29 protein-coding genes and 3 pseudogenes are annotated in these 25903 nt (G+C 62.6%); 11 read left to right on the forward strand and 21 right to left on the reverse strand.

Annotated elements, in window-relative coordinates:
* Positions 1-17: 17 nt before the first annotated feature.
* From EYW42_RS04430 to EYW42_RS04440, 3 genes are read right to left on the reverse strand one after another with little or no spacing between them, the layout of a single operon-like run.
* The gene (locus EYW42_RS04430; RefSeq protein ID WP_135534060.1) at positions 18-641 is read right to left on the reverse strand and encodes an HAD-IA family hydrolase; all 624 of its coding nucleotides are present in this window, start codon (positions 639-641) and stop codon (positions 18-20) included.
* A gap of 59 nt (positions 642-700) precedes the next feature.
* Positions 701-1762, reverse strand: a complete 1062-nt coding sequence (locus tag EYW42_RS04435; RefSeq protein ID WP_135534061.1) for a phosphotransacetylase family protein — start codon at positions 1760-1762, stop codon at positions 701-703.
* Positions 1759-3858, reverse strand: coding sequence for an acetate--CoA ligase family protein (locus EYW42_RS04440; protein ID WP_135534062.1), 2100 nt, complete (start codon positions 3856-3858; stop codon positions 1759-1761). The genes EYW42_RS04435 and EYW42_RS04440 overlap by 4 nt, the downstream gene beginning before the upstream one ends.
* 233 nt (positions 3859-4091) lie before the next feature.
* Here EYW42_RS04440 and EYW42_RS04445 point away from each other — a divergent pair, with 233 nt between their 5' ends.
* Positions 4092-5879, forward strand: coding sequence for an outer membrane protein assembly factor BamB family protein (locus tag EYW42_RS04445; RefSeq protein WP_135534063.1), 1788 nt, complete (start codon positions 4092-4094; stop codon positions 5877-5879).
* Here the strand turns inward: EYW42_RS04445 and EYW42_RS04450 are convergent.
* The 4 genes from EYW42_RS04450 to EYW42_RS04465 form a co-directional block, all read right to left on the reverse strand.
* A complete protein-coding gene (locus EYW42_RS04450; RefSeq protein WP_135534064.1) occupies positions 5835-6311 on the reverse strand; it encodes a YbaK/EbsC family protein in 477 nt (158 codons plus the stop codon). The genes EYW42_RS04445 and EYW42_RS04450 overlap by 45 nt on opposite strands.
* A 126-nt stretch (positions 6312-6437) precedes the next feature.
* Complete coding sequence (locus tag EYW42_RS04455; RefSeq protein ID WP_135534065.1) at positions 6438-7436, reverse strand: carbohydrate kinase family protein; 999 nt, start codon at positions 7434-7436, stop codon at positions 6438-6440.
* A 166-nt stretch (positions 7437-7602) separates the two neighbouring features.
* Positions 7603-7935 carry a HalOD1 output domain-containing protein gene (locus EYW42_RS04460; protein WP_135534066.1) on the reverse strand — a complete coding sequence of 111 codons (333 nt, stop codon included), beginning with the start codon at positions 7933-7935 and terminating at the stop codon, positions 7603-7605.
* A 55-nt stretch (positions 7936-7990) separates the two neighbouring features.
* Complete coding sequence (locus EYW42_RS04465; protein ID WP_135534067.1) at positions 7991-8650, reverse strand: helix-turn-helix domain-containing protein; 660 nt, start codon at positions 8648-8650, stop codon at positions 7991-7993.
* A gap of 163 nt (positions 8651-8813) precedes the next feature.
* Here EYW42_RS04465 and dpsA point away from each other — a divergent pair, with 163 nt between their 5' ends.
* A complete protein-coding gene (gene dpsA / locus EYW42_RS04470) occupies positions 8814-9347 on the forward strand; it encodes a DNA starvation/stationary phase protection protein DpsA (protein WP_135534068.1) in 534 nt (177 codons plus the stop codon).
* Between the two features lie 106 nt (positions 9348-9453).
* Here the strand turns inward: dpsA and EYW42_RS19720 are convergent, their stop codons facing one another.
* Entirely contained in the window at positions 9454-9624 is a 171-nt protein-coding gene (locus tag EYW42_RS19720; protein ID WP_168192955.1) for a DUF7331 family protein, read from the reverse strand.
* Between the two features lie 78 nt (positions 9625-9702).
* Positions 9703-9837: a hypothetical protein gene (locus EYW42_RS20300; protein WP_259371285.1), complete on the reverse strand. Its 135-nt coding sequence runs from the start codon at positions 9835-9837 to the stop codon at positions 9703-9705.
* Here EYW42_RS20300 and EYW42_RS04475 point away from each other — a divergent pair.
* Positions 9775-9940, forward strand: a pseudogene (locus EYW42_RS04475) (macro domain-containing protein); the annotation flags it as partial. The gene EYW42_RS20300 and the pseudogene EYW42_RS04475 sit on opposite strands and share 63 nt — an antisense overlap.
* A 34-nt stretch (positions 9941-9974) precedes the next feature.
* Here the strand turns inward: EYW42_RS04475 and EYW42_RS04480 are convergent.
* Both EYW42_RS04480 and EYW42_RS04485 read right to left on the reverse strand, forming a co-directional pair.
* Positions 9975-10949, reverse strand: coding sequence for an aldo/keto reductase (locus tag EYW42_RS04480; RefSeq protein WP_135534069.1), 975 nt, complete (start codon positions 10947-10949; stop codon positions 9975-9977).
* A 189-nt stretch (positions 10950-11138) separates the two neighbouring features.
* Positions 11139-11555, reverse strand: coding sequence for a DoxX family membrane protein (locus tag EYW42_RS04485; protein ID WP_135534070.1), 417 nt, complete (start codon positions 11553-11555; stop codon positions 11139-11141).
* Between the two features lie 135 nt (positions 11556-11690).
* Between EYW42_RS04485 and EYW42_RS04490 the strand changes: the two genes are divergently transcribed.
* The 3 genes from EYW42_RS04490 (at position 11691) to EYW42_RS04500 (ending at position 13257) form a co-directional block, all read left to right on the forward strand.
* Positions 11691-12038 (forward strand): winged helix-turn-helix transcriptional regulator, encoded by a 348-nt coding sequence (locus EYW42_RS04490; RefSeq protein ID WP_135534071.1) that lies wholly within the window; start codon positions 11691-11693, stop codon positions 12036-12038.
* Between the two features lie 25 nt (positions 12039-12063).
* Positions 12064-12258 carry a hypothetical protein gene (locus EYW42_RS04495; protein ID WP_135534072.1) on the forward strand — a complete coding sequence of 65 codons (195 nt, stop codon included), beginning with the start codon at positions 12064-12066 and terminating at the stop codon, positions 12256-12258.
* Positions 12259-12330: 72 nt separating this feature from the next.
* Positions 12331-13257 (forward strand): biotin--[acetyl-CoA-carboxylase] ligase, encoded by a 927-nt coding sequence (locus EYW42_RS04500; RefSeq protein WP_135534073.1) that lies wholly within the window; start codon positions 12331-12333, stop codon positions 13255-13257.
* Positions 13258-13292: 35 nt separating this feature from the next.
* Here EYW42_RS04500 and EYW42_RS04505 read toward each other — a convergent pair whose 3' ends face one another.
* The 3 genes from EYW42_RS04505 to EYW42_RS04515 all read right to left on the reverse strand — a co-directional run bounded on the left by EYW42_RS04505 (position 13293) and on the right by EYW42_RS04515 (position 16200).
* Positions 13293-13847 carry a universal stress protein gene (locus EYW42_RS04505; protein WP_375137122.1) on the reverse strand — a complete coding sequence of 185 codons (555 nt, stop codon included), beginning with the start codon at positions 13845-13847 and terminating at the stop codon, positions 13293-13295.
* Between the two features lie 46 nt (positions 13848-13893).
* A complete protein-coding gene (locus tag EYW42_RS04510; RefSeq protein WP_135534074.1) occupies positions 13894-14907 on the reverse strand; it encodes an amidohydrolase family protein in 1014 nt (337 codons plus the stop codon).
* Between the two features lie 63 nt (positions 14908-14970).
* Positions 14971-16200 carry an HD domain-containing protein gene (locus EYW42_RS04515; RefSeq protein ID WP_135534075.1) on the reverse strand — a complete coding sequence of 410 codons (1230 nt, stop codon included), beginning with the start codon at positions 16198-16200 and terminating at the stop codon, positions 14971-14973.
* A 37-nt stretch (positions 16201-16237) separates the two neighbouring features.
* Between EYW42_RS04515 and EYW42_RS20505 the strand changes: the two are divergent.
* Positions 16238-16498 (forward strand): annotated as a pseudogene (locus EYW42_RS20505) (PLP-dependent transferase); the annotation flags it as partial.
* Positions 16499-16855: 357 nt separating this feature from the next.
* Here the strand turns inward: EYW42_RS20505 and EYW42_RS04525 are convergent.
* Complete coding sequence (locus tag EYW42_RS04525) at positions 16856-19507, reverse strand: PAS domain S-box protein (RefSeq protein WP_135534076.1); 2652 nt, start codon at positions 19505-19507, stop codon at positions 16856-16858.
* A gap of 424 nt (positions 19508-19931) precedes the next feature.
* Positions 19932-20255 (reverse strand): hypothetical protein, encoded by a 324-nt coding sequence (locus tag EYW42_RS04530; protein ID WP_135534077.1) that lies wholly within the window; start codon positions 20253-20255, stop codon positions 19932-19934.
* A 99-nt stretch (positions 20256-20354) separates the two neighbouring features.
* Here EYW42_RS04530 and EYW42_RS04535 point away from each other — a divergent pair, with 99 nt between their 5' ends.
* Positions 20355-20705, forward strand: coding sequence for a helix-turn-helix domain-containing protein (locus EYW42_RS04535; RefSeq protein WP_135534078.1), 351 nt, complete (start codon positions 20355-20357; stop codon positions 20703-20705).
* Entirely contained in the window at positions 20698-21015 is a 318-nt protein-coding gene (locus EYW42_RS04540) for a DUF7521 family protein (RefSeq protein ID WP_135534079.1), read from the forward strand. Before EYW42_RS04535 ends, EYW42_RS04540 begins: the two co-directional genes overlap by 8 nt.
* A gap of 212 nt (positions 21016-21227) precedes the next feature.
* Here the strand turns inward: EYW42_RS04540 and EYW42_RS04545 are convergent, their stop codons facing one another.
* From EYW42_RS04545 to EYW42_RS04555, 3 genes and pseudogenes are all read right to left on the reverse strand, one after another.
* On the reverse strand, positions 21228-21407 hold the full coding sequence (locus tag EYW42_RS04545; protein WP_135534080.1) for a hypothetical protein: 180 nt from the start codon (positions 21405-21407) through the stop codon (positions 21228-21230).
* 242 nt (positions 21408-21649) lie between these two features.
* Positions 21650-22324, reverse strand: a complete 675-nt coding sequence (locus EYW42_RS20510) for an MBL fold metallo-hydrolase (RefSeq protein ID WP_135534081.1) — start codon at positions 22322-22324, stop codon at positions 21650-21652.
* 77 nt (positions 22325-22401) lie between these two features.
* Positions 22402-22803 (reverse strand): annotated as a pseudogene (locus tag EYW42_RS04555) (cation transporter); the annotation flags it as partial.
* Between the two features lie 932 nt (positions 22804-23735).
* On the opposite strand from EYW42_RS04555, the gene EYW42_RS04560 reads away from it, so the two are divergent.
* A complete protein-coding gene (locus EYW42_RS04560; RefSeq protein WP_135534083.1) occupies positions 23736-24062 on the forward strand; it encodes a hypothetical protein in 327 nt (108 codons plus the stop codon).
* A 162-nt stretch (positions 24063-24224) separates the two neighbouring features.
* Here EYW42_RS04560 and psmB read toward each other — a convergent pair whose 3' ends face one another.
* The gene (psmB, locus tag EYW42_RS04565; protein ID WP_135534084.1) at positions 24225-24959 is read right to left on the reverse strand and encodes an archaeal proteasome endopeptidase complex subunit beta; all 735 of its coding nucleotides are present in this window, start codon (positions 24957-24959) and stop codon (positions 24225-24227) included.
* An 86-nt stretch (positions 24960-25045) separates the two neighbouring features.
* Positions 25046-25225, reverse strand: a complete 180-nt coding sequence (locus EYW42_RS04570; RefSeq protein ID WP_135534085.1) for a hypothetical protein — start codon at positions 25223-25225, stop codon at positions 25046-25048.
* Between the two features lie 294 nt (positions 25226-25519).
* Between EYW42_RS04570 and EYW42_RS04575 the strand changes: the two genes are divergently transcribed.
* Entirely contained in the window at positions 25520-25891 is a 372-nt protein-coding gene (locus EYW42_RS04575) for a DUF555 domain-containing protein (protein ID WP_135534086.1), read from the forward strand.
* The last annotated feature ends 12 nt before the right edge of the window (positions 25892-25903 follow it).

Consider the following 25903-nt stretch of genomic DNA (forward strand, 5'->3'; position numbering starts at 1 on the left):
GTAGCCACCAGCGGGGGTCACAGCGCGTCGGAGATGCGCTCTAGGGGACCGTCCGCGAGTTCTGTCGCATCGGCCGGTATCGTTTTCCACCCCGCGGCCTCGGCGGCTTCGAGGTCGGAGTCGTGGTTCGAGACGTAGACGAACGTCTCGGCGTCCGCCGCCGCTTCGGCCGCGGCGAACAGGTCTCCGCTCGCTTTCGTCGCATCGCGTTCGTACGATATGACCACGTCGTCGAGCGAGTCCGCGATCCCCAGTTTCTCCAGTTTCGCGCGCTGGAGGTCCGGCAAGCCGCTGGTGAGGACGCCGACGGCATGCTCCGCGCCGACGGTTTCGACCAGGCCCGGGAGGTCCGCGACGGCAGGGCGGACGGCGTCGACTTCCAGTTGCTTCTGGAGGTCAGCGGCCTCCTCGGCCGAGACGTCGACATCGGTGGTTATGTCGTCGAAGTACGCCGCGTACGAACCCACGAGCGGATCGTCCTCCAGTTCGAGGAACCGGTCGAAGAACAGGTTTGAGTGTTTCGTCGGATCTATCTCCGGGTCCGGAACGTCGGCGTGCTGGAGAACCTCCACGGCGAGAGCGTCGAAGGGACGCTCCATCCGGGTGAGTGTCAGGTCGAGATTGAAGTAGACGGCCGGCATGAGCGGCAGTTCCAACGCCGCGACGGTATTCCTTGCGATCAGCGGGCGTCTTTCGGCGGTCAGTGACCGATCAAGCCGTCCACGTCGGCGTGGTCAGCGAGCAGCGACCGCATCGTCGCGACAGTCTCGGCGTCGCGGGTGCGTCCCGAGCGGACCACTTTTTCCGCCCGGTCGACCGTCGTCAGCGTGTCCGTCTGGACGAGCAGGATCGGGACGCCCTTATCGGCGGCTTTCCCCACGACCGATCCGGACGGCCGGTGCCCGCCGGTCAGGATCAGGCATCTGACGCCGGGGGCTTCGAGCGCCGCCGTGTGGATGTCCGCGCGGTCGCCACCGGTGATGACGGCGGCGTCTTTCGTCCGCCGGAAATGTCGCAGCGCTTCGTCAGCACCCATCGCGCCGACGCTGAACCGTTCGACGTACCCGTCGGTCGGAACGTCAGTAACGACATCTGCGGCCAGTTCTTCCGCCAGTTCGCCGACAGTCACGCCCGCCAGATCCCGGTCGCGGGGGAGAACACCGTAGACGGTGATCCCGCGCCCTTCGAGGAAGGGGACGACGTCCGTTTCCAGCGCGTCGAAGTTCGCGTCCGCGACGAGGTTGAACACGACGCCGTCGAGGCGGTCGCCCAGTCGGTCGGCGGCGGCGATGATGTCGTCGGCGTCGCTCGGCCGTTCGTACGTCGCGACGAGCACGACACGAGCGTCGATGATATCGGCTATCTGGTCGTCTGTCAGGTCGACGATGCCACCGGTAGTGAGACTGCCGCCGCCCTCGACGAACACGTGGTCCGCGTCTGCGGCGATGGAGTCGAACCGCTCAGCGACGGTGTCGCGAAGTTCCTCCGGGTCCTCGCGGCCGCGGATCGCCTGCTCGACGAACGTTGGGGAGTAGACGATAGGCTCCATCTCGTGCATCTCGGCGTCAAGGCCGAGCAGTTCCCGCGCGAGCATCGGGTCGTCGTCCATCGTCTTGCCGACGTTGCTCTGGAGACGGGTCCCCTTCGGCTTCATGTAACTGACCGACTCGCCGCCCTCCCGTGCCAACTGGGCGAGCGCGAGGGTAATGGCGGTCTTACCGGTGCTTTCGTCTATCGATGTCACGAGCGTGGTGTGGGTCATAGCTTGTCGGTGTCTACGGTGAGTCTGATGTCGACTGCCTGTACTCCGTCCGGCCCCGCGACGAGCGGGTTGATGTCGAGTTCGAGTATCGCCGGGAAGTCCGTTACCAACTGCGAGAGCCGCTGGATCGTTTCGACGATCGCGCCCTCGTCAGCGGACGTTCTGCCGCGGGCACCGCGGAGAAGCGGCGCGGCTTTGATCTCGTCTATCATTTCGGTCGCTTCGTCGCGGCCGACGGGGGCGACACGAACCGTCGTGTCTTCGAGTATCTCGACGAAGATACCGCCCAGACCGAACAGGACGAGCGGTCCGAACTGCGGGTCCCGGTTCATCCCGACGATAGTCTCGGTGCCCGTATCGAGGTCGACCATCTCCTGAACCTGAACGCCGATCACCGTGGCGTCGGGCTGATAGTTCCGGGCGCGGGTGATCAGGTCCTCGTACGCGTCGTACACGTCCTCGTTTTCGACACCGACTTTCACGCCGCCGATGTCGGACTTGTGAAGGATGTCGGGGCTGACTATCTTCATCACGACCGGTCCGTCGATGTCCTGTGCGACCGACACTGCATCCTCGGGCGCGTCGGTGATGTCGCCCTCCGGCGTCGGGATGCCGTAGGCGTCTAACAGGTCCATCGCCTCGACGCCGAGGCGGTTGTCCCCCCGTCGCTTCGCGCCGCGAAGCACGTCCCGCGCTCGCTCGCGGTCGACGTCGAACTCGGCGGGCGGTTCGACCGTGTGGTCCCGGATATCGCGGTACTCCGAGAGCGCTTCGAGGCTCCGGATGCCGCGGGCGGGGTCGAAGTAGTTCGGGATGCCGCCCTCGCGGAGGACGTCCGCCGCCGCCTCGGTGCTCTCGCCGCCCATCAGGCAGGTGACGACGGGTTTGCCGTGTTTCTCCTGTAGGGCGAGGATCTCCTCGGCGAGCGTCTCGAACGACAGGACTGCGGTCGGGGCGGAGACGACCACCGCCGCGCCGACGCCGTCGTCCGACAGCGCGACGTCGATCGCCGACCGAAACCGCTCGATGTCGGCGTCTCCGATCGTATCGACCGGGTTGTACACGTTCGCCTCGTCCGGCAGAGCGTCCTGTAGCGCCGAGATCGTCTCGTCCGAGAACGACGCGAGCGAGAGGCGGGAATCGCCGATGGCGTCCGTCGCCATCACGCCGGGGCCGCCGGCGTTCGTGACGACGGCCACGCCGTCGCTGTCGGGGAGCGGTTGCCCCGAAAGCGCCCGGGCGTAGTCGAACAGTTCCTGAACCGTCTCGACGCGCTGGACGCCCGCCTGTTCGAGACCGGCCTCGTACGCCTCGTCGCTCCCGGCGATGGAGCCGGTGTGCGAGGACGCGGCTTGCGCGCCCGCGTCAGTCCGGCCCGACTTCACGAGCACTATCGGCGTGTCGTCGGTCACGTCGCGGGCGGTACGGATGAACTCCTGGCCGTTGTCGATGCCTTCGAGGTAGCCGAGGATCACGTCGGTGTCGGGGTCGTCGCCCCACTCCTGGACGAAATCAGTTTCGTCCAGAACGGCCTCGTTTCCGAGGGAGACGACGTCTTTGAAGCCAAGTCCCTGGTCGTTCGCCCAGTCGAGCACGGCGGTGATGAACGCGCCGGACTGACTCATGAACGAGAGCGACCCCGGAAGCGCCTTCTCCGGGCCGAACGTGGCGTTCATGTCGACGGGAGTGCTCATCACGCCGAGGCTGTTGGGGCCGACGAGGTTGAGGTCGTGTTCCTCTGCCACGGCGACGAGTTCCCGCTCCCGGGCGGCCCCGTCGCTGCCGGTTTCGCTGAACCCGGCGGTGATGACGACGACGTTCTCGACGCCCGCCTCCGCGGCCTCCTCGACGGCGTCGACGGCGATCTGAGGCGGAACGACCACGACAGCCAGGTCGGGCATGTCGGGGACGCTCCCGACATCCGGATAGCAGTCGAGGCCGAGAACCGACTCCCGGTTGGGGTTCACCGGGACGACGCTCCCGTCGAACTCGTCACGCAGATTCGTCACGATGGCCCGACCGACCGACCCCTCGCGGTCGGTTGCGCCGACGACTGCGACGCTCTCGGGCGCGAACAACTCGGATAACGATCCCATCGTTTTCAACTTCGCCCGCACGAGTGATTAAATGTATGCATCTTCCCGCCGGACGGGAACAGTTACGACACATATCTCGTCGGGACGCACGCCGCCGGCCCTCTACGTCGGTTTCCCCCGCTCTCTCCCTTGATCCTGAATACCGCTACGGGGAGCGGTTCCCCAGTGCCGCTGTCCGCGTTCGTCCGTAGGCGACCCCGAACGGACTTAACGCAGGTCGTTGGAAAGCGTCCATGAGACGCCGTATCTTCCTCAGAGGGACGGCAGCCTGTCTGGGCGGTGCGGTCGCCAGCGCCTTCGGCATCGACGGTCGCGTCGCGGACGCCCAGGAGGCGGCTCCGACGGTCGTCGACGCCGAGTTGACGGTGCGCGACAGCGGGTGCGGCGACGGCTCCCAGCGCGCGACCGTTCAGGCCGACGCGGCGGCGGACCGCGTTACGGTCGATGGCGTCGTCGCCGCGCCGAGCGCGTGTTACACGGCGGAACTCGCCGGCGCGGCGTACGACGATGGCGCGGACGCACTGGATCTGACTGTCAGAACCGTCGAACGCGAGGACGTCGACCTCTGCGTACAGTGTCTCACGGCCATCGAGTACCGGGCCGTCGTGACGTTCGACGGCGGGTTGCCGGGCCGGGCGGTCGTCCATCACGACGACGAGACGGTGACCGAATCGGCACTCGACGCCGCTGCCGCGAACTGGCGACAGTCCGCGTTCGACGCCGCAAACACCGCAGTCGACGCTACGGGGCGCGGGCCCGACACCGCCACGACGGTCCGGTGGACGCAGGACGATGTTCGCACTGCCCCCGCAATCGTCGACCAGGGCGTCGGCGGTAGTGCCGGAGAGAGCGGTTCCGAGGCGGGCGCTACTGGTAGTAAGGATGGTGACGAACTCGTCGGTTCAGGCGACGGCTCCGTGGCGTTCGTCGGTGCATCCGGCGGCGGAGTCAGCGCGCTGGACGGCGAAACCGGCGACGAGCGCTGGTCGTTCGATGCCGTTGGACCCCTCGCGGGCACGCCGGCTGTCGTCGACGGAACGGTGTACGCGGCCGGTACCGACGGGCGCGTCGTCGCAGTCGACGCGGTAACGGGCGATACGGGGTGGAACCGTTCCGTCGACGGCAGCGTCGCGGCGGCCCCGACAGTCACCGGAGGTGGCGGGAGCCGGTCCACGGAACCCGGCACGGTGTACGTCGTCGCCAGCGGCTCCAGTACCCCGGGTCGCGTTATCGCTATCGACACAGGGGACGGAACGGTCCGCTGGACGCGCGAGTCCGGCGGGAACGTCCGCGATCCCCTCGCGATCACGGAGGATCTGGTTTACGTCGGTCGGTCGGACGGAAGGCTGCTGGCGCTGTCCCCCGAGGACGGGCAACGGCAGTGGGAACGCCGGGTCGGCGACGAGACGGCCAACGTCACAGCGCCCGCCGTCCGCGACGGGCTAGCGTATCTCGCCGCCCGGACTGAGAACGAGGACGGTGCCGGCGGCCGCGTGTTCGTATTCGATGCGGCGTCGGGAGAATCGGAATGGACGCGCGATCTCGGGACATCGGCGGTCCCGCGCTCGCTCGCAGTCGCCGACGGTACGGTTGCCGCAAGCGCCGCTGCGTACGGAGAGGTCGCGCTCAGTGACGGTGCCGGCGGCGCTCAGAGCGGGGGCGACACCGACATGTCGGCGGCAGGGGGAAGTATCCACGCGCTGAACGCTTCGAACGGGGACGAGCGGTGGAGTCGGACCACGACCGCCGAGGTCACCGCGGGACCGACCGTCGCGGGCGGGACGGCGTACGTCCCACTGAACGGCGGCATCGCGGCGGTCGCGCTCGACGACGGCGGGGAGCGCTTCACCGCGTCCTTTCCCGCCCGCGTCACCGCACCGGCGACGCCCGCCGCGGGTCGACTGTACCTTGCCGTCGACGACGACCGACTCGTCGCTCTGGGTCCAGCGGAGTCCGAGGGCCGAACGGCGGGACAGTCACTCGGTGACGTCGACGACCGACGCGCCGGAAACGTCCAGTAGTACGTCGGGGTCTATCGGGAACACTGCGTCGGGCGTTCCGGCGGCGGCCCAGACCGTCTCGTACGCCGAGAGCGTCTCGTCGAAGAGAACCGGGATCTCTTCGTCGTGACACACCGGCGGAACGCCGCCGATCGACCAGCCCAGGGCATCCTTGACCACAGCGGGTGACGCCGGTTCGACGTCGGAGGGGTCGACGTCGAAATGGTCGGCAAGTCGCTGCTCACTGACCCGGTTCTCGCCGCTGGTGAGCGCGACTACGAGGTCGTCGCCGACGCGCATCACGATGCTTTTGACTATCTGCGCCACTTCGCACCCTACCGCGTCGGCGGCGTCGTCCGCGGTTTTCGTCCCGGCGGGGAACTCCGTCACTTCGATATCGAGGTCGTACTCGTCGCGCGCTCGCTGGGCGAATCGTTCCGCGCTCGGATGCATACCTCTCGCACTGACGCGGTCGGACAAAAACCCTCGGTGTCGCGACAGTATACACCGCGACGAACGGTGCCGTCGGGCGGTCCGGCCGTCGCACCGAACCTGGTATACCCGGTGTGTGATACGCCGCTACTTCCGTCTCGCTGCGACCTCATCCCGGCCGGGGAGTGCCGTCATCGCCCCCTTCTCGGTCGTCGTCGTCGCAGCGACGGCGTTGGCGAACGCGAGCGACTCGTCTAACGACTGCCCCGCGACGAGGGCGGCTATCGCGCCGGCGGTGAAGGCATCGCCCGCGCCCGTCGTGTCTACCGCGTCGACGTCGTAGCCGCCGTGGCGGGCCGTGCCTGCCCAGGGCGCGTCGTCGGTCGCGACGGCGACGGAGCCGTCGCCGCCGAGGGTGAGCAACACGGTGTGTGGCCCGAGGTCGCAGGCGCTCCGAGCGAGCGCAGCAGTTCTCTCTCCCGACGCACCGAGCGAGCGGAGTTCGGCCGGCGTCGCCTTCAGCACGTCCGTGTGTTCCAGTACCCATCCGGCGACCGTCTTGAACTCCGTGTCGCTACCCCACAGTTCCGGCCTCGCGTTGGGATCGAACGAGACCGTACAGCCGGCGTCCGCCGCGCGCTCTACCAGGTCGAGCGTCGCCGTCCGACTCGGTTCGTCGGCCAGCGTCACGCCGCCTACGTGGACCCACTGCGCCTCGGCTACCGTTTCGTCCGGGACGGTTCCCGATCGCATGCGCGTGTCCGCGGTGCCGTCTCGGTAGAACGTAAACGACCGGTCCGGGTCCCCGGGAGACGAAGACGGTCGAGGGCTCGATGAACTGTCTTCATCGGTGACCTCGTGATGCGAGACGAAGGCGAGCGTCGTCTTGGCGCTCGGGTCGCGTTCGACGAACCGGTCCGGCAGGCCGTACTCGTCGAGTGTTCGCGCGAGGAAGTCACCGAACGGGTCGTCTCCGACGCGGGTCCAGAACAGCGGTGGTTCGTCCAGTCGCGACAGGCCCACTGCCACGTTCGCGGGTGCGCCACCGGCGCGACGGGTGAACGCTCCTGTCTCGTCCAGAGCGCCGGGGGTCTCCGGAATGAAATCGATCAGCGTCTCCCCGGCGACGATGACGTCGCGTGTCATGGCTATCACTTGGCGTTCTCGGTCAAAGTACTGCCGGGGCGGGTTGGTCGCGGTTACGCTGGCCGCCGCGGGTCCCACCCAACAGCGCGCCCCAGTTTCGCCGGACCGGGAAAGCGACAGAAGCCGCCGTCCAGCAGTTCAACGGAGTCCGGGTCCAACGGTCCCGTCAGTCCGTTCTCTCCGGCGCGACGACAACACGGCCCGCCCCCGAGACGGACACGTAGTGGTCGGCGTGGACGAACGAGAGGGCGGTCGACCTTTCGACTCGACGGATGAGGGCGTCAAGTGCGTCGGTGTCGACGCTTTCGTGTAGGGGGTCGATATCGAACGGGTCGGTGTCCGCGGCGTCTGACAGTGCGTACACGACCGCTTCGCTCGCCGGGTTCGCACCGGGTTCGAACGTCCGCTCTACGATGTCGTTCTGATCGGGGACGGTGCCCGGTTGCTCATCAGCATCGTTCGACGCGGTTCCAACGCGATGAATGTCGCTATCTCCCATCGACTATCTTTACCCGACGAGGACGGGTCTACCAGCGGGTTTAGTACGCAACCTTTTATCCGGGGTCGCGGACCGGCGAGGCATCGACAAGTGTTGCGGTGACGAGCGTATCGATACCGCGCTGGAGACGTGCGGAGGTAGCCTGTGACGAGATGCCGAGTTCCCGTGCTAACGCTTTCAGAGTCGTCTCCCGCGGTTGCGAGAAGTACCCCTTTTCGTGGGCGAGCAACAACGTGTCGCGTTGCTTGTCGGTGAGTCCGTAACACTTCCCGGGGTCTTCCGTGTCAGTGTAGAGGCGGTGAAGAACGAACGAGACGCCAGTGTTCTCGAACACTTTCCGGTACTGGAACAGGGATTCGCGGGTCGGGAACCGCATGTTCATGGCCCACCCGCGGTGGCTCGCGGTTATTCCGAGAAACGTCGCGGCGGACTCTCGGTAGGCGTCGTAGAAGGAGGTTCGAGAACAGTGGACACGGTACATGCGTCTGTCTTCGAGGCGTTCGAGGAGGGTGTACTCCGAAACGGACTCGTCCTCGGCGAGCGCCGCCTCGAAGTCGTCGAAGTCGCGCCCGGTGGCCCAGAAGTAGAAGATAGGGAGCCCCGACTCGCCGGCGGTGTCCTCTTCGACGGAGAGTTCTATCTCCGGGACTGCTTCGAGCGAATCAGTGAGCAGTAGCTCGTTCCCCTTGAGAGTCAGTTCGGCGACGATACCCATACAGTTATTTGGAGCCGAGAGCGCTAAACGGTTCCGCCCCTTCGTGCGAATCTGTTTTAGGCAACTCTAAATTACACATGCTGGAAATATCTTTAGGTTATCCAAAAAACTGTTTGTGTAGTGGGAATCTTTAAGTACCTGTACGGAGTAGGTAGAACTGAACATGAGTACCCAGGAAACCGTCCGGCGAGAGGCCGGTACCGTAGAAGAGAGCGCCCTCCGCATCGACGAGGAGAAAGCCGAGCAGATCATCGATGCGTTGAACACCGACCTGGCCGCGACGTACGTGCTGTATCACCAGCTGAAAAAGCACCACTGGAACGTTGAAGGAGCCGAGTTCGAAGCGCTCCACGAGTTCTTCGAGGAGGCCTACGAGGCTGCGGAGATAGCCGCCGACGAACAGGCGGAACGAGTGCAGGCTCTGGGCGGCGTCCCGATAAGCGGGATGTCCGACCTCGAAGAGGCCGCGCCGGTCGAACCGGAAGGCAACGACGTGTACGACGCCCGTACCTCCATGGAGAACGACATGGAGATGTACGGCGACATCATCGAGAGCCTGCGCGACCACGTCGAACTCGCCGAGAACCTCGGCGACCCCGGCACCGCCGAGATGCTTCGCGGACACCTGCTGGAGGCCGAGGAGTTCGCCCACCACATCGAACACTACATCGAAGACGACTCCCTGAAGAACTGGTAAGCGTCCGGTAGAGAAACTCCGTTTTTGCAGTTCCGACTAGCAGGGCCATCGCACGCTTTCGATCCTCGATGAGGTTCGACTGCCGGCGTAAAGAGAAATCGGGAGTTTACCGGTGAAGGTCGACGGTGAGGTCGGTCGCTATCCAGGCGTCGCTGTTTTCGGGGTCGGTGAAGACGGTACGGCCCGGTCGCGTTTCGTATGCCGCGACGACTGTCGATTCAGCAGGTACTGATTCCGCGACGTGTTCTTCCTGTTCCGAACTACCTTGAACTGCCATTACCCGGATTAGGCCCGCCTAAAGCTATAAGGGTTTTGGTCGGCCTAAGTTTCGGAAGACCGACCAAGCGCTTACCGCTCACCGGAACGGACCGGCGATCATGGAGTGGACCGTCTTCAGGGGGATATCAGTCAGGAGTCCGCCGATGCGCTGGTCAACGCCGCGGGCACCAGCCTTCGGATAGGGAGCGGCGTCGGCGGGGCGCTGCGGCACGGTGCCGGCGAGCAGATAAACGAGGCGGCGATGGAGAAGGGACCTGTCGACCTCGGCGAAGTCGCGGTCACGGACGCGTTCGACCTCGACGCTGACTACGTCGTCAACGTCGTTTCACCGGCCGCTACCGTGCCGCTTCACTCGTGGCCGGAGACGCGGACCGGTTCGTACGGTTCCTCGAGATACTCCAGTTCGTCGTCCGAAAGCGTCATCTCGACAGCTTCGACGGCGTCTTCCAGGTGTTCGACGCTCGTCGTGCCGACGATGGGTGCGTCAACCGCGTCCTGATGGAGCAACCAGGCCAGCGCTATCTGCGCCATCGTCGCGTTGCGGTCGTCGGCCAGGTCCGCGACGCGTTCGTTGACCTCCCGACCGCCGCCCTCGAAGTACGGATGTTCGCGGGCGTAGTCGTCCGTTTCGCCGCGGGTCGTCGCCTCGTGTTCCTCGTGTGGCCGCGTGAGGTAGCCGCGGGCGAGCGGACTCCACGGAACGACGCCGACGTCTTCCTGCTCGCACAGCGGGAGCATCTCGCGTTCCTCCTCCCGGTAGAGCAGGTTGTAGTGGTTCTGCATGGTGACGAACCGTTCCAGGTCCAGCCGTTCGCTCGTCCGAAGCGCGTCCGCGAACTGGTAGGTCCACATGGAACTCGCGCCGAGGTACCGGACCTGTCCCCTCCGCACGGCGTCGTCGAGCGCCCGGAGCGTCGTCTCTATCGGCGTGTCGTAATCCCAGCGGTGTATCTGGTAGAGGTCGACCGTCTCCATGCCGAGGCGGTCGAGACTGTTCTGCAGTTCCTGCTCGATAGCCTTCCGGGAGAGGCCGCCGGAGTTCGGGTCGTCCTCGTCCATCCGGAAGTAGCCCTTCGTGGCGACGACGGCTTCGTTTCGTCGACCGTCTAACGCCGTTCCGAGGACGCGCTCGCTCTCGCCTTCCGAGTACATGTTCGCCGTGTCGAAGAAGTTGATACCGAGGTCCATCGCCCGGTCGAGTATCTCCAGGCTCTCCTCCTCATCTAGGACCCAGTCGCGCCAGTCGCTCGTGCCGAAGCTCATGCAACCGAGACAGATACGACTGACTTCCATGCCGGTGGAACCGAGCGTCGTGTACTCCATGCCACCGCGTACGGCGAGGGGGTGCAAAAGCGTGGAGGTGGAGGAATCTCGTACGGGTACTGAACCCGGCTGCTATCGTTCAGTTCTCGAACGATACTAGTCCCTGAAACGGGTTACAACTGAGCACATTGCCGTCGTGCGCTCAGGTATGTATTGACTGTCAGTGACTACTGTAGCGTCGTCACCGCATCAGAGCGATATCGCGTACGGCCAGGCCCGGGTACTCAGGGCCAGAAGGACGATCGCGGTTCCGAACATGGCGGCGTTTTTCAGGAAGCTGTTCATCTCGTTTTGCTGTTGCTGAGGGTCGTCGACGTTCCAGAAGTCGTGCATCTTCGGCGTCGCGAGGAGAAGGAACGTCGCCAGCGCTCCCGCGCCCAGGAGAGGGTACAGTCCGAGCGCCACGAGTAGACCGCCGACCAGCAACATCCCGCCAGTGAACGGGACCATTAGTCCCGCGGCGGGGACGCCCTTGGCGTCCGCGTAGCCGACCATAGATTCGGTGTCCACGAAGTGGTTCAATCCCGTGAACGCGAGAACGGCGCCGAACAGTACCCTCCCCACGAGGAAGAGGATATCGCCGACGGCCGTTAGTTCGAGGGCCATCAGGCCCCACCTCCGGCGGAAACAGTTGCGAGACGATACGAAACTTGCGTCGGGATACGTGATTTCATTACGTTACCTGGTTCGATAGCGAACCTTTTAGGCGTTCCCGGACGTCGGAGTTAGTAGGTAACACCGATGTCCCTCGAATCTACCCCCTCGCCTGAAGAGAAAAACGAGAGCGCCTGCGACGTGGTCGAATCGCTCGAACAGATCGGCTCCCAGTGGCGACTCATCGTCCTCAACGACCTGCAGGAGGATGAAAAGCGGTTCAACGAACTCAAACGCTCGACTGGCGCGAACTCCCGGACACTCTCGCGGGTGCTCGACGACCTGACCGACCTCGGATTCGTCACGCGCCGCCTCGAAGAGGACGCGCCGGTCGCGACGTACTACAGTCTCACGGAAAAGGGTCGGTCGCTCTGTCCCGTCTTCGACGAGATCGAGGACTGGGCAGAAGATTGGCTCGGCGAGGCGGAGAGTTAAGTCCTCGGCGTCCGACCGTCTGACCATGCCGAATGTACCGTTCACCCCGTCCTCGTCACACGCAGAAGACGGTGCGGCCAAAGGGGCGAAAACCGGCGCGAAACTAGCCAAACCGTTCGGCCCGGTGCCCGCCGGCGTCGCGGCCGGCGTCGGCGGTGCGACCGGTTTCGCCGCGGGCTACGCCCGCGACCAGGTCGAGTCGCTCTGCCCGTTCAGCTGACCGTTCGTCCGGGAGATCGCGGTCCGGCGGTTCTCTGGTGGATTCAAGTTACGGAGACGCGTAGCGTCGCGCATGAACGACACTCGACGCGCGATTCTCGCCGCGCTCGCCGACGGACCGGTGACGGGGCCGGCGCTGGCGGACCGCCTCGATGTCTCGCGCGCTGCCGTCTGGAAACAGGTCGACGGCCTCCGCGAAGAGGGCTTCGAGATCGAGAGCAACGGCGAGGGGTACCGGTTGACCGCAGTCCCGGAGTTCGGGGGCACGGCCGTCGAATACGGCCTCGACGCCCCCTACGAAGTGGAATACCACGACACGGTAGACAGCACGAACGCCCGCGCCCGGGACCTGGCGGGCGACGGCGCGAGCGACGTAGTCGTCCTCGCAGACGAGCAGACGCACAGCAAAGGCCGTCTCGATCGCGAGTGGACCTCGCCGAGCGGCGGAGTCTGGATGAGCGTCGTCGTCCGCCCGGACCTCCCGCCGGCGCACGTTCCGCTGGTGACGCTCGCCGCTGCCGTTGCGACGACTCGCGCGCTTCGCGAAGCGGGCGTCGACGCCGGCATCAAGTGGCCGAACGACGTACTCGCCGCCGACGACGGGCGGAAACTCGCCGGGATCCTGACCGAGATGGAAGGCGAGGCTGACCGCGCGAACTGGGTGGTCGTCGGCGTCGGCGTGAACGCGAACGTCGACCCGGAAACACTGCCCGACACGGCGACCAGCGTCCGCGAGCGCGCCGGAGACGTAGAGCGTCGGCCGTTCGTCCAGCGGTTCCTAGAGGAGTTCGACGACCTGCTTTCCGACTCGGACGCGGTGCTTGCGGCCTGGAGAGACAACGCTCTCACGCTCGGACGGACGGTACGCGTCGAGACGCCCTCCGGCGATGTAATCGGCGAGGCTATCGACGTGGAGTTTCCCGGAACGCTCGTAATCGACACCGAAGACGGCGAGCGACGGGTACACGCCGGCGATTGCGAGCACCTCCGGCCGCACTGAAAACCGACCAACACTGGCGGCGGTGCCGTCTGTCGCTACTCCTCGACGCTGGCGACTGATCCCGTATCGTCCTCCTCGCGGTTTCTCTCCCGATTTTCTGCCGGATTCTGCTCGCGGCCCTCCGCTCCCTCCTCACTTGGTTCGCCGACGCGGACAGTCAGAACGGGGACGTCCGACGAGCGAACAACACGTTCCGCGACGCTGCCCAGAAGCAGGCGGTCGATGCCGCCGCGACCGTGGGTTCCCATGACGATCAGGTCGCAGTCGTTCTGCTCGGCGTATCGGACGATCTCCTTGCTCGGCGTCCCGTCGACCAGCGATCCCTCGACATCGACGGATGTTCCGGCGGCGATGTCGCGGACGCGGTCTATCGCCGCTTCGCCCTCGTCCCGGAGCATGTCGGAGATACCCTCCCAGGACGTCTCCATCGGGAGAGTGCCGTAGCTAGCCGTGTTCACCACGTACACCGCGTGGACGCTCGCCCCGTGGGCTTCAGCGAGATCGATCGCGTGCCCGATTGCGCGTTCGACGCCGTCCGAACCGTCCGTCGGGACGAGAATGCGGTCGTACATCGTGTTACGTGTTCGCATACGACGCAGGTTGATAAAAACCCATCGTGCGAGAGACGCGTTCCTGCTACAGCAACACGCGCTCCACGTCCGAACTGCCGGCGCGGCGAACGACGGATCTGACCACGTCCCGAGCGCCGGCGAGATTGTCGGAGTCGCCGTCTAGAACCAGGAGCTTCGCTTCTCGGCCCGGTTCGATCAGACCGCAGTTCAGACCCGCGATGTCCGCGCCGCGTACCGTCGCCATCCGCAGGACCTCGGTCGCTGACAGGTCGAACAGCTTCGCCGCGAACTCCATCTCGCGAAACATCGACGGGCTGTTCGTCATCACGTTGTCCGTCCCGAGCGCGAGCGTCGTTCGCTCGGCCAACTCGTCGACCGGCGGCAGGCCGACATCGGTGACCAGATTCGACCGCGGACAGATGACGACCGGTATCTCGTTGTCCTGTAACCGCTCTAAGTGAAGCGGTTCCGGGTGAACCATGTGGACCAGAAAGTCCGGGTCCAGGTCCAGTGCGGGGTTGATATCGCTGCTGTCGACCTCGCCTGCGTGAATGCCGAACAGTTTGTCGGCGGCCCGCGTCGCCGTCCGTTCGCGGCCGAACCGGTCGTCGTTCGCACCGCTCGCTCCGTACCCGTCTGCGGCCTCCATCGCGTCGATCGTCTCCCGGCCGAGCACGACCGGGTCGATACGCAGTCCGTCAGCGGCCGCCCTGATCGCGTCGACGCCGTCGACGCCGCCCTCCCGGAACTCGATCGTCGTCGCAGTGCCTGTCGCTTGCATGTACGCGAGCGACCGCCGCATCGCGGCGACTAGTTCCGACTGGTCGGCCTTCCGGAGCAGGCGATGTTTCAGCCCGTCCGGTGGCGCGACGAGTTCCTCCAGAGTGAGGCCGCCTCCCGCCTCCTTCGCGATCGAATCTCCGATGTGGGTGTGGGCGTTGACGAACGCGGGAATCACGACAGCGTCACTCTCGACCGACGCCTCCTCGATGGCCGTTATCTCGCCGTCCTCCGCGACGACGCGGCCCTCGATCGGCTCGAACTCCCGGCCGCGAAGTATCGTCCCCTCTATCTCCATATGGATGGTGGTTGTGCGGACTCCGTAATCAGTTGTCCGACTCGCCGTCGCTTCGCCCGCATCTCAGCGGTCGCCGAACTCGTCCAGTCGGGCGTTCCACCCTCTCCGGCGCTCGGTGACGAGCGACCCGTCGATGTCCAGACCGAGCGAGTCGACTGCGGCCCGCCCGACCTGTGCAGTCACCTCCTCGGGAGCGTACACGCCCAGCCGCCACTGCGAGCGCTGCGCCGCCCGGAGCGCCTCGACGAGCGGCGACTGCTCGTCGAGTCTCCGTATCTCTCCGGCGACGGCTACTCGCGTCGACGACTCGGTCATCGTCGGACGCGCCGGCACGTCGAGGATGACCTGCTCCGGGTCGACGCCAGCGTTCGCGGCTATCTCCCGTTCGCACTCCCGGACGACGTCGTGGTTGGCCGCCAGAACGCTCTCGGGAACGCTCTCTAGTTCAGCCCACAGAGCGCGCTTGAACAGGTCCCGGTTGCAGAGCCGTCTGGCGGTGTTTGCCGTCGCGTCCGCCTCCCGAAGCGCGACGAGGAGCCCCGGGTCGTCCAACCGACGGAGTTCCTCGGCGGTGTAGTCGGTCGTTTCGAGCAGTCGCTCGGATGCCCGCCGGAGCATAGACTTGCTGATCTGGGCCACGTGATGGCTGTAGACGGTCGGATTCATCAGCGCTCGCGCGACCAGGAGGCTCTCCGCCGCCTGGACGTTCCCCTCGGCTAACACGAGTTCCCCGTCGACGAAGGTGAGCTCTCGGATCAGTCGTTCGTGGTCGATCGTCCCGTACGGGACGCCGGTGTGGTGTGCGTCTCGCACGAGATAGTCCATCCGGTCTACGTCTAACTCGCCAGAGACTATCTGTCCGAAGCGGCCCTCGCCGGCGACGAGATCCGCGACGGCGGCAGGCGAGAGCCCGTGGTCGCGAAGTACCGAACCGACCTCGCCGCCGACGAACAGCTCGTGGACGTCGTCGTGGTACTTCCCGGTACGTCGGTGGATGATGTCCTCGACGTTGTGGCTGAACGGGGAGTGACCGACGTCGTGCAGTAGCGCGGCGGCCTCGACGCGTGCGGCCCGGTCGCCCTCGACGCCGAGGTTAGAGAGCGCTTCGCAGGCGAGGTGATACACGCCGAGGCTGTGTTCGAATCGCGTGTGGTTTGCGGACGGATACACCAGAGACACCGTCCCTAACTGCTTGATCCGGCGGAGTCGCTGGACCGCGGGCGTGTCCAGGAGGTCTCGCGCCACGCCGTCCACGGTGATGTGGTCGTGGACGGAGTCCTTGATCGTCTTCATGCGCCGACCTTCGTCGCGTTCCTTCAAAAAGTGTCGTTCGTCTCCTCGGCAGTCGCTCGCGACGCCGGGCAACGGTCACTGTGTCCCCTGAAACGGATTCTATAGCGGAACCGAAAAACTGCTCACAGAACTCGTCGGCGGTCACTTCGGCGTCGATGTCGAGTTCGTCGATACCCGTGACCCTGAAAACGTCGCTGCCACAGTCGATTCGGACACCGACTTGGTCTGGGCGGAGACGCCGACGAATCCGCTGATACGGCTGTGCGACATCCGGGCGATAGCTGACATCGCCGATGATCGAGAGTTGTATCGACGAAACCCTGTTCGATCTGCAGTACACTTGATAGCGGCTGCGGTCAGACGACATCGACTTGCGCTTCCGAACTCGGCGGGACGACCGCAGCAGGTGTGATTATGACGAACTCTTCTAGAACACGTCGTCGCCGTTCTTTCGCGGGAGGACGGGATTCCGAAAGCCGGACACGGCGCATCCGCCTACTCGCCGTGCTGGTGAAGGAAGTCGAGTGTGTCGATTACGACGCGAAGGCATGGACGATCTAGCTCTCCCTGTATGCGACTTTCGTGAACCTGATTTCGCCCGGGGTCTTCCCGGTGAGAACGATATCAGCCGAGTCACCAGCATCTCGGCTGGCACTCAGTACGACCCCTCGGCCGGCAGCGTCACCCGGAACGTCGAACCAGCCCCGGGGTCAGAGTCGACACAGATCTCGCCACCGTGGCGCTCGACGATCCGCTGGCAGAGGGCCAGACCGATGCCCGTCCCCTCGTGCTCGTCATGGTTGTGGAGCCGCTGGAACACCTGAAAGATCCGGTCTTGGTCGTCAGGGTCGATGCCGATCCCCGTATCTCGGACCGCGACCTCCCACTCGTTGCCGTCGCGTTCGACCCCGACGTGTACCTGTGGCGGTGCGTCGCCGCTGTACTCGATCGCGTTCTCCAGCAGGTTCTGAAACACCTGACGGAGTTGATCACCGTCGCCTCTCACTGTCGGAAGATCATCTGCTGTGATCTCGGCACCGGTTTCCGCGATCCGAACCTGCAGATCCTCGCGAACATCGCCGAGGACGCTGTCGAGATCGACGGATTCGAACGGGTCCCCCTCCGTTTCGACCCGAGAATACTTCAACAGTGCATCGATCATCTCCCGCATCCGGTCGGCCCCGTCGACGGCGAACTCGAGAAACTCCCGGCCGTCCTCGTCGAATTCGTCCCCGAAACGGCGCTCGATCAACTGGAGGTAGCTCGACACCATCCGCAGGGGCTCCTGGAGGTCGTGGGACGCGGCGTACGCGAACTGCTCCAGACGTTCGTTCGACTCTTCGAGTTTGCGCTGATACTCCTTTCGTTCGGTTATGTCAACAAGAGTGACGACTGCGCGGCTCACCTCGCCATCTGCGTCCCGGACCGGCATGCCGTGGTTCAGTACCGTGCGGTACTCCCCGTCGAACCCCTTGATTTTGATCTCGTCCGGGTCGGTTACCTCTTCGCCCTGAAGCGCCCGTGCTAGCGGCCACTCGTCAGGGTCGACCGGTTCGCCGGTGTCTTCCCACCAGGCATCGTATTCGTCGTACTCGGCGACTGACTCGGATTCGGCGACTTCTCCACCCCAGATCTCCTCGGCGGCCTCGTTCCACTCGACGATCTTACCGTCGACTTCGGCGACGAACACGGCGATCGGGAGCACGTCAATGAGCGCCTGAAGCTGATTACGGCTCTCCTGGAGCGCCTGCTCGCGCTCCTTGCGCTCGGTGACATCCTGGACCGCTCCGCGTAGCGAGACGACTTCACCTTTCTCAGTCTCGGGGTCTCCCTTTACTCGGAGCCAGCCTACGTCGCCCGTCGGTCTCGGAAAGCGCGCCTCCACGTCGAAGGGTTTCCCGGTCTCCAGCGCTTCTTCGATGGCCTCTTCGACGATCGCCCCGTCCTCTTCCGTATAGTAGACGTCGAGAGCTTCGTCGAGCGTTGGCTGGTCGTCGTAGTCCACGTCCAGAAGGTCGAAGAGATGGTCGGACCAGTAGGGTTCGTTCGTGTCGGGGTCGACCTCCCAGCCCGCGACATCTGCGATTCGCTCGGTCTTGTTGAGCAGGTCTAGCGCGCGTTCGAGTTTACGTTCTCGCTCTTTGCGTTCGGTGATGTCCTGGACGACTAACATCCCGGCGTAGATCTCATCCTCGGCGTTCCGTACGGGTAGCGTGTGTGCCATGAAGTCCCGTTCGCCGAGATCGATCTCGAACGTGTTCGATTCGCCTTCGAACACGGCGCGGAAGTTCGGTTTGAGTTCGTCGATGAGTTCGTCGGGATACCGTCCGTAAATGGTCGTTCCGACGACATCGTCCGGGGAGAGTCCGAGGTCGTCGAGAAGTTTCCCGCCGACGACGTTGTAGGTGTAGTTCTCGTTGAACAGGCCGACAGAGCCGTTCGGGAAGTTATCAACCAGCGTTCGGTAGCGGCGCTCGCTCTCCTCGAATTCACGTTCGCGCTTTTTGCGCTCGGTAATGTCTCGGTCCGAGACGATGATCGAGACGACCTCGCCGTCGTCGTCGGTGACGGGTCGGAAATAGCCGCTGAGCGTGTATTGTTTTCCGTCTGTCCGGGTGAGATCGGCCTCGAAGTCGACGTACTCGCCGTTGGCCGCTCGCTCGGTCCACTTTTTCACCTCCGACTGTTTCGCGTTGTTACCGCCCCACCAGGGCGTCTCCCAGAACAACTCGCCGGTCACGTCTTCGAGGGTGGCGTCGATGTACTCCATTGCCGTCCGATTGATTTCTATGACCGTTCCATCCGGTTCCAGCAATCCAACGAGGATGTTCGGGTCCTCGAAGACGGCCTGGTAACGGCGCTCTTTCGCTCGAAGTTCCCGCTCGTGGTTTTTTCGCTCCGTGATATCCTCGAACGCGAAGACGGCTCGTTCCAGTTCGCCGTCCTCGTTCCACTGCGGGGCACCGTTGACCGACACCCAGACGCGCTCACCGGACGGACGGCGAAGGCCGATGACCTGATCATAGATAGTCTCCTCTCCGTCGACCACGCGGTCAAAGGGCGCTTCGCCTGCTTCGAGTGGCTCCCCGCCCTCGTTTACGAGAGCCCAGCGCGAGTCGTCGTGGGTGAACTTGTTGATCTCTTCGCGGGGACGTCCGTAGATCTCCTCTGCGCGCTCGTTGGCGAACGTCATCATGCCATCGTCGTCAACGACTGCGATCCCGACTGGACTGGTCTGGACGATACCCTCAACGAGATCACGGTCCGTCCAGAAGTCCCGTTCTGTGAGATCCCCTCCATCGCTCATATGAACGGTGATTGGCAGGGAGGAGGATAAATTGACCGTTCAACTACACCGTGATCGGGTCTCACCGAGGGAGACTTCCGGACAAAACTACCGATCTGGCGGTCGTTCAGACGCCGCCATCACCGCCTGAGGCGGCCGGTTTGGACTATCTACTTCGCACTGGCTTCTGTCCGACAGTGTGAGTATCGTGATTTGACCTCCGGCAGTGCGGCCACAACGAGAGAACTGGAGAGGGTCTCCGTTATCGGCCTCTTTGATAGGAACTGTTGTAACTGTGTACCGTTATCCGACCTCGTGTCGGCGAAATACCGAAATGACTGCCTCTGTTGAAATCCTATTAGTTCGACAGTTCTGCCGTCGAAAGAGCCGTTAGGTAGCTCCTGCAATTTTATCACCGTCAACCGGACTCGTCGTCCATGGCGTCTCAGGCTGTACCGTTCGGCGAGTAAGTGTGGAGCCGATAGAGGAGTCGGAGGACCGCTAGGAGGATCGCTCCCTCGATCAAGAGCGGAAGATACGAGGGAATCTCCGTAACCGAAGCGATGACACCGAAGACGGTCACTGCCAGCCCGATTCGTAAGACGGTGTTCCCGGCGATGTCTGCAATCACGTCGTCCGGAACAGGCGAACTGTCATCGTATCCCGCCAGGAGGAACGTCCAACCTGCGAACTTGATGAGACCGCCTGCTATCGTGAGCGCTATTCCGACTGCGAGCCAGTCAACGGCGAGCGAGCCAGTACCGAGCATACCCGCAAATTTGAGCTCCCGTTGAAAGAAACAGCGGACTCGATCTCATGCGATGAGACGCTAACTATTTTTATAACTAGCTTCAAACGAACCCATGTCGTGGGGCAGTGGAACCGACTCAACGCAATTACACGGTTACTCGGGGACGATTGTGTCCAGACGCTGCTCAGAGAGACTACCCAGGAACCTATGTCGGCAGCCGAACTCACCGAAGCTTGTGCAGCATCACGGGCTACCGTCTATCGCCGTCTTGACGAGTTGACTGACCGTGAACTGCTCGTGGAACAAACGAGACCAGACCCAGAGGGTCACCATCACACGGTCTATGCATCGAATCTGGATCGCGTGGTAATTGACTTCGTTGACGGTGAATTTGAAGTCCGGGTCAGAAAACAGGAACGCGCCGCCGACCGGTTTACGAACTTCATTGAGGGTCTCTACGATGAGTGAGACGATCGTTGCACAGACGATTGGCGGGATTTCCGTCGATCTCTTCTTATTGATTTCAGACTATGTTACGATCGCAATAGCGCTCGTCATCGCATATATCGCCTACCAAGGGTACAGTCGAAACGACAGCCGACCGATGCTCTTCATCACAGCTGGATTTGTCCTCACCTTTGGCGGGCCTGGACTGATCTTCATCGCCTCATTAGTCTTCCCCCTATCACCACTGGTCGTCGGTGGCGCGACACAGCTCACCGAAACTTTCGGCATGGGGCTGATTTTGTATGGGTTTATCGCACCGGCGACGAAATAAGGCGGGTGTATTTTGCAGACTCATTCGAACCGAATACACCTCAATGCAGATATCCTGTAGTAACCACAACTGGGCCAGGATTTGTCATCTACTGATGGTTTCCACAGAGCCAAATGACTTGCAACAGTCCCTTTGAGTCATAGATTAGTCCACTGGCTACAGAATTTGTCTCTGCGACGAGTGAGAATTTACATTACACACGGTATCAGCGTTCACTCCTCCGACTTCGTCGATTCGACTTTCGCTGCTCCGCATTCAGGACACTGGCCGTCATCGGTATTAAACCGCGCATCACACGCCCGACACCGGAAGTTTGCGGTCTCCTCGGCCCGTTCCTTCGCAGTCTGTTTGAACTGCTCGACCTGTCGTCCGAACTGTTCGAAGAGTCCCATCGGTTCTATACAACGACGGACCCGAGAGAGATAAATATTCACCAGACACCAGTCCGGTAGATTTGCGGGTATACTTACCAGCCAATTCAGGATGCGATCGTTGAAAGAACACCAGCAATTGCGGTAGATACAGGTGAGTGATATAACGAAACAGGCACAGAGTAGCTACGCAAAGTACTCGATACAGTTCACAAGACGAACCGCTAGACCCTCTAACCGACAGGAAGTAGTTAGCGATCGACCTACCCGAGGCTCGCTACGAAATCCTGAAATTTAGTTCCGTCCGTGATTGGCGGGCCATGGCCAAAGCAGATTAGGTCTGGCTCTAGGTCGGCAATTTTACGCGCTGACTCGATACTCTCTGTTGGACTGTGTGTGAATCTACTCGGGATTTCGTGTAACCCATACTGTAACGAGAAAAGATTTATATTCGCCAATACGTCCCCCAGAATGACTGTCCCATCAGCTTCTCGCCATAACGAGATATGTCCGGGGGCATTGCCCGGGGTTTCTATCACCTCGAAACCCCCGATAGTGTCTCCTTCCGTCACCGTCTCTGCCACTGCGTGACCGGTGCCAGCCATGAATCGTTCAAATAGCTCGTTCGTTCGGTTCTGTGGCATCGGTGAGGACGTCTTACCGGATTCTACCGCCGCTCGTTCGTCTCCGTGACAGATGAGTGGAATGTGCAGACTGTCACAGATGGCCGCGCTCATTCCTTGGTGGTCTGGATGGGCATGCGTGAGCACATGCTTCTCGATGTCGTGGTTGCGCAAGCACCGACTCAGTCGCCGGCCCCACCAGCGCGTTCCCGCGTCGACCAACACGTCATCGATGATGTACGCATTCAGGTATCGACGAGGAAATTCGCTCAGCAGATACACATCGGGTGCGACCTGTGCCATTCGGTTCATCATTTAGTCTAAGATAGCTGATCTCCCTTGTCTACTCCCGGCCTGTGAGAGGTGTGCGAGCACTCACCCAGTCGAGCGCACGGTCCCGTTCCGATAGCCACCGGGTCGAGAAATCGCTGGAAGGACACCCGGAGGCTGAACCCGACCATCGGTAGCAGGAACTGACTATTGAGGAACGCTGTGAACGGTTCGAGGCGATGGAGGCCGTGCGACCAGCGGTCGCTCTCGCCGTAGTTCTCGGTGACGTACGCGGCGGCGAACGCCATCACGTACGCTAACGAGTCGAACAGCATGTGGAAGGCGTCGCTGATGAGAGCGACTGAGCCGAAAAGCAGTCCGCCCGCCAGTTCCGCGAGGAATCCGAGGAGGTTAATGACTGAGACAGCGGCCAGCTTCCGATTGCTAGTGGATGATGGGTCGTTCCCGTGGCCGTGTTTTTCATGTGAGCCATCGCGGTCGTGAGCTGACTCGTGTACGGTCATCCTACTTCAACTGTAACACACCGTTTTTATTAATGTAATTGATAATACCGTGGTAGTCTAAGGGTGTTCTTGACAATATATTGTATTTCATCTATTAATCCTCTCGAAGATGCCAGCAATACCAGAGGGTTGCAGATCGGCCCAGTATGGAGCACGGACCTCGAAATCCGCATGTACAAGAGATACGCCTCCAGCGACAGTTCACAGTCGTACGCTACAGCCGTTTCATCCTGATCCACAGTGAACGGAGCGACGGCTATGTGAGATGCAGACGATGTATTCAGCGCGGCAGCTAAAACCGTCCACGGATCGTAAGTTTAAATATTAAACATATTCAGGTGAGAGGATATCAACCAGTCCTCTTCACCGGACTAGCTCCCTGACCTGAATCGGGCTCTGGGATTGACCCGCTGAACAGTCCGGCGAACGGGGAGAACACGCTCCACATTAGACGTGGGGAAATAGTGTAGACAGTAGTCGTTCGAACTGAACCGTGTGAGTGCTTCAGTCAAGACTGGATCGTCTCGGGCCCGTCGTTGCAGTCGGCCTACGTACCATACAGCGATACGACTACCGCTCGGTAGAGGTCCCTCGGTCTCTGGGAACTCGAAGTCAGAACCGACACCCATCGTCCGTCTCGTCGATAATCGAACCCACGTCAAGCAGTTCGGCCAGTACCGGAGCCGCAAGGCCGTCGGCGCATTATCGGAATTATCAGCAGATATCAACGTGAGTCGGACCGTCTCGACACCGACATGCTGGAGTCCTAAGCGAACGTAACGAGACGTGGGACTTCGAGGAACTATTTTTAATATGAAAAGCGAGTATCGCCGCTCCGAGCGGTACGCACGGATCTGTATCGGGTTCTCTCACCAACGTCTGAAAAACCCGTCACGACCAGAATTATAGTTCCACAGGTTAATCGTTCGCGTATGTCCACACTCGGTTCGTTGGCCATCGAATGGCTTGCGAGCGGCGTATTCGTGACGGTCCTTGGTGCCCTCATGAAATTCGCGGGCTGGACCTGGTTGCTGGCTGGCTACAGCGAATCAACCTCGCCGGTACCCGATGACGTGGTTCAGGACATGGCGGGGAATACGATTCTCCGCGTCGGTATCGCCGTTTTCGTGTTCGGTGTTCTCGCGTCTGTGATGGAACCGCCGTCGTACCTCGGTATCGTGGTTGGGGCAGTGGTCCTATTGGCGGTAGTGCGCCTACTCTACCGTCTCAACACGTGGTCGCCGCCACAGGCGGCCTAAATCATGAATTAGTTGATAAATAGAGCGTGATAGACCGGTTCATACATCCGCCCAGTACTGACTTACCGAGTAGTCTCGGTTACAAACCAAATAGCAGATACTGGAGTATGAGATAAAACAATTTGTATCATCCCGCCCAGGCTACGGGGCCACGGACACCGACTACAGCACGTCGTCGAAGTCCTTGTGACCGCGGATGTCGACGCCGTCGGTGGTGATCTCGGCGAGGAAGACGCCGTTGCCGGAGCCGGTGTCGCGCTCGACGGCGCTTTTGACGCTGCGAGCGGCGATGGCTTTGCCTTCCTCGTTGGAGAGGCCCTCTTCGTACTCCTGTTCGAGGACGCCGTAGGCGATCTGCATGCCGGAGCCGGTGACGGTGTAGTCGTCGGCGACGACGCCGCCGGCGGGGTCGATCGAGTAGACGTGGTGGCCTTCCTCGTCGACGCCGCCGAGGATCGGGTGGATGGCGAAAAACGGTCCGCCGCGGGCGAAGTTCCCCGCAAGCGTCGCCAGCGCGTTGATGCTCATGGGCTCGCCGCGGCGGGCCTCGTAGAGGTTCGCCTCGGCGCGGAGGCTACTGATGAACGACTGCGCGCCGCCGACGGAGCCGACCAGTGTCAGCGCCGCCGTGTCGTGGATCTGCTCGACCTTCTGAACGTTCTTGTTCGAGACGAACCGACCGCCGAGGCTCGCGCGCATGTCCGTCGCGATGATGACGCCTTCCGCCGTTGCCAGCCCCACCGTCGTCGTCCCCGTCTTGTTCACGTTCTCCAGGTCGTCCAGGCTGTGGTCGTTCGTCGGCATCTCCCCTATCTTGGGTTGGTAGGGGTCGATGTCGGTCCCAGTGAATCGGTTGCGGTTTCGGGAAAACTCGGAGCCGTTCGGAGGCGTACGCATTGGCCGGAAGTACACCTCGGTAGATAAAAAGAACAACGGTCGGAACCGGCGGGACCGGAGCGTCGCGACGGCTGGTTATGGCCCTGTTATCTGGCTTGGCCGGCGGCGTTCTGGTACGCGTCGCCGAGGTTTTCGATGATTCTGTGAACCGGCAGGACAACGCCGGCGCGGCTCATTGCGAGTGCGAACGGCATCAGCATGATGCCGACCGCGAGGCTAATCTGGTACAGGGCGAACAGCGTGGCGAGATACACCCGTCGTATCATTGAACTTCAACCGGTCCCAACAGAAGGAAGTATATAAGAGTTACTGTGGTTTTGTCTATATAACAATCTATAATAGCACAACCATCCCGACGCAGTACTGCGGTTCAACTGGAATTGTATCAGGCCAAACGGATCGAGGGGATCGGTCCGACGCGAGTCTATGTACGGGTTCGCTCATCCCCCGGATTCTCATAAGTTATGAGCATTATCGGCCTGACGTGCGCGTCTGTCAGCGGACCGCGCGGACCGGCCGCGAACCGCAAAGAAAGAAACCCTCCGGCCACAAGCGTTCCTATGAGCAACTATCTCGTTGTGATGGAGGCCGCATGGCTGGTTCGCGATGTCGAAGAAATAGACGACGCTATCGGCGTTGCAGTGAGCGAAGCGGGGAAGCGATTGAACGAGAAGGACATGGATTACGTCGAGGTCGACGTGGGCGCAACCGGCTGTCCGGCGTGTGGCGAACCGTTCGACTCGGCGTTTATCGCCGCGGACACCGCCCTCGTCGGCCTCGTCCTCGAAATGAAGGTGTTCAACGCCGACAGCCAGGAACACGCCCAGCGCATCGGTAAAAGCGAGGTCGGCGGGGCGCTTCGCGACGTGCCGCTCTCCGTCGTCGAAACCATCGAGTACGAAAACGAGGAAGAACTCGAGAGCGGCGAGTGACCGAAGGTTTAT

This window comes from Halostella pelagica (assembly GCF_004762015.1).
Lineage (GTDB): Archaea > Halobacteriota > Halobacteria > Halobacteriales > Natronoarchaeaceae > Halostella > Halostella pelagica.

Bases quoted from the DNA above. Each gene is read 5' to 3' on its own strand.
- EYW42_RS04430 (WP_135534060.1), bottom strand. From the start codon at position 641: ATGCCGGCCGTCTACTTCAATCTCGACCTGACACTCACCCGGATGGAG.
- EYW42_RS04435 (WP_135534061.1), bottom strand. From the start codon at position 1,762: ATGACCCACACCACGCTCGTGACATCGATAGACGAAAGCACCGGTAAG.
- EYW42_RS04440 (WP_135534062.1), bottom strand. From the start codon at position 3,858: ATGGGATCGTTATCCGAGTTGTTCGCGCCCGAGAGCGTCGCAGTCGTC.
- EYW42_RS04445 (WP_135534063.1), top strand. From the start codon at position 4,092: ATGAGACGCCGTATCTTCCTCAGAGGGACGGCAGCCTGTCTGGGCGGT.
- EYW42_RS04450 (WP_135534064.1), bottom strand. From the start codon at position 6,311: ATGCATCCGAGCGCGGAACGATTCGCCCAGCGAGCGCGCGACGAGTAC.
- EYW42_RS04455 (WP_135534065.1), bottom strand. From the start codon at position 7,436: ATGACACGCGACGTCATCGTCGCCGGGGAGACGCTGATCGATTTCATT.
- EYW42_RS04460 (WP_135534066.1), bottom strand. From the start codon at position 7,935: ATGGGAGATAGCGACATTCATCGCGTTGGAACCGCGTCGAACGATGCT.
- EYW42_RS04465 (WP_135534067.1), bottom strand. From the start codon at position 8,650: ATGGGTATCGTCGCCGAACTGACTCTCAAGGGGAACGAGCTACTGCTC.
- dpsA (WP_135534068.1), top strand. From the start codon at position 8,814: ATGAGTACCCAGGAAACCGTCCGGCGAGAGGCCGGTACCGTAGAAGAG.
- EYW42_RS19720 (WP_168192955.1), bottom strand. From the start codon at position 9,624: ATGGCAGTTCAAGGTAGTTCGGAACAGGAAGAACACGTCGCGGAATCA.
- EYW42_RS04480 (WP_135534069.1), bottom strand. From the start codon at position 10,949: ATGGAGTACACGACGCTCGGTTCCACCGGCATGGAAGTCAGTCGTATC.
- EYW42_RS04485 (WP_135534070.1), bottom strand. From the start codon at position 11,555: ATGGCCCTCGAACTAACGGCCGTCGGCGATATCCTCTTCCTCGTGGGG.
- EYW42_RS04490 (WP_135534071.1), top strand. From the start codon at position 11,691: ATGTCCCTCGAATCTACCCCCTCGCCTGAAGAGAAAAACGAGAGCGCC.
- EYW42_RS04495 (WP_135534072.1), top strand. From the start codon at position 12,064: ATGCCGAATGTACCGTTCACCCCGTCCTCGTCACACGCAGAAGACGGT.
- EYW42_RS04500 (WP_135534073.1), top strand. From the start codon at position 12,331: ATGAACGACACTCGACGCGCGATTCTCGCCGCGCTCGCCGACGGACCG.
- EYW42_RS04505 (WP_375137122.1), bottom strand. From the start codon at position 13,847: ATGCGAACACGTAACACGATGTACGACCGCATTCTCGTCCCGACGGAC.
- EYW42_RS04510 (WP_135534074.1), bottom strand. From the start codon at position 14,907: ATGGAGATAGAGGGGACGATACTTCGCGGCCGGGAGTTCGAGCCGATC.
- EYW42_RS04515 (WP_135534075.1), bottom strand. From the start codon at position 16,200: ATGAAGACGATCAAGGACTCCGTCCACGACCACATCACCGTGGACGGC.
- EYW42_RS04525 (WP_135534076.1), bottom strand. From the start codon at position 19,507: ATGAGCGATGGAGGGGATCTCACAGAACGGGACTTCTGGACGGACCGT.
- EYW42_RS04530 (WP_135534077.1), bottom strand. From the start codon at position 20,255: ATGCTCGGTACTGGCTCGCTCGCCGTTGACTGGCTCGCAGTCGGAATA.
- EYW42_RS04540 (WP_135534079.1), top strand. From the start codon at position 20,698: ATGAGTGAGACGATCGTTGCACAGACGATTGGCGGGATTTCCGTCGAT.
- EYW42_RS04545 (WP_135534080.1), bottom strand. From the start codon at position 21,407: ATGGGACTCTTCGAACAGTTCGGACGACAGGTCGAGCAGTTCAAACAG.
- EYW42_RS20510 (WP_135534081.1), bottom strand. From the start codon at position 22,324: ATGATGAACCGAATGGCACAGGTCGCACCCGATGTGTATCTGCTGAGC.
- EYW42_RS04560 (WP_135534083.1), top strand. From the start codon at position 23,736: ATGTCCACACTCGGTTCGTTGGCCATCGAATGGCTTGCGAGCGGCGTA.
- psmB (WP_135534084.1), bottom strand. From the start codon at position 24,959: ATGCGTACGCCTCCGAACGGCTCCGAGTTTTCCCGAAACCGCAACCGA.
- EYW42_RS04570 (WP_135534085.1), bottom strand. From the start codon at position 25,225: ATGATACGACGGGTGTATCTCGCCACGCTGTTCGCCCTGTACCAGATT.
- EYW42_RS04575 (WP_135534086.1), top strand. From the start codon at position 25,520: ATGAGCAACTATCTCGTTGTGATGGAGGCCGCATGGCTGGTTCGCGAT.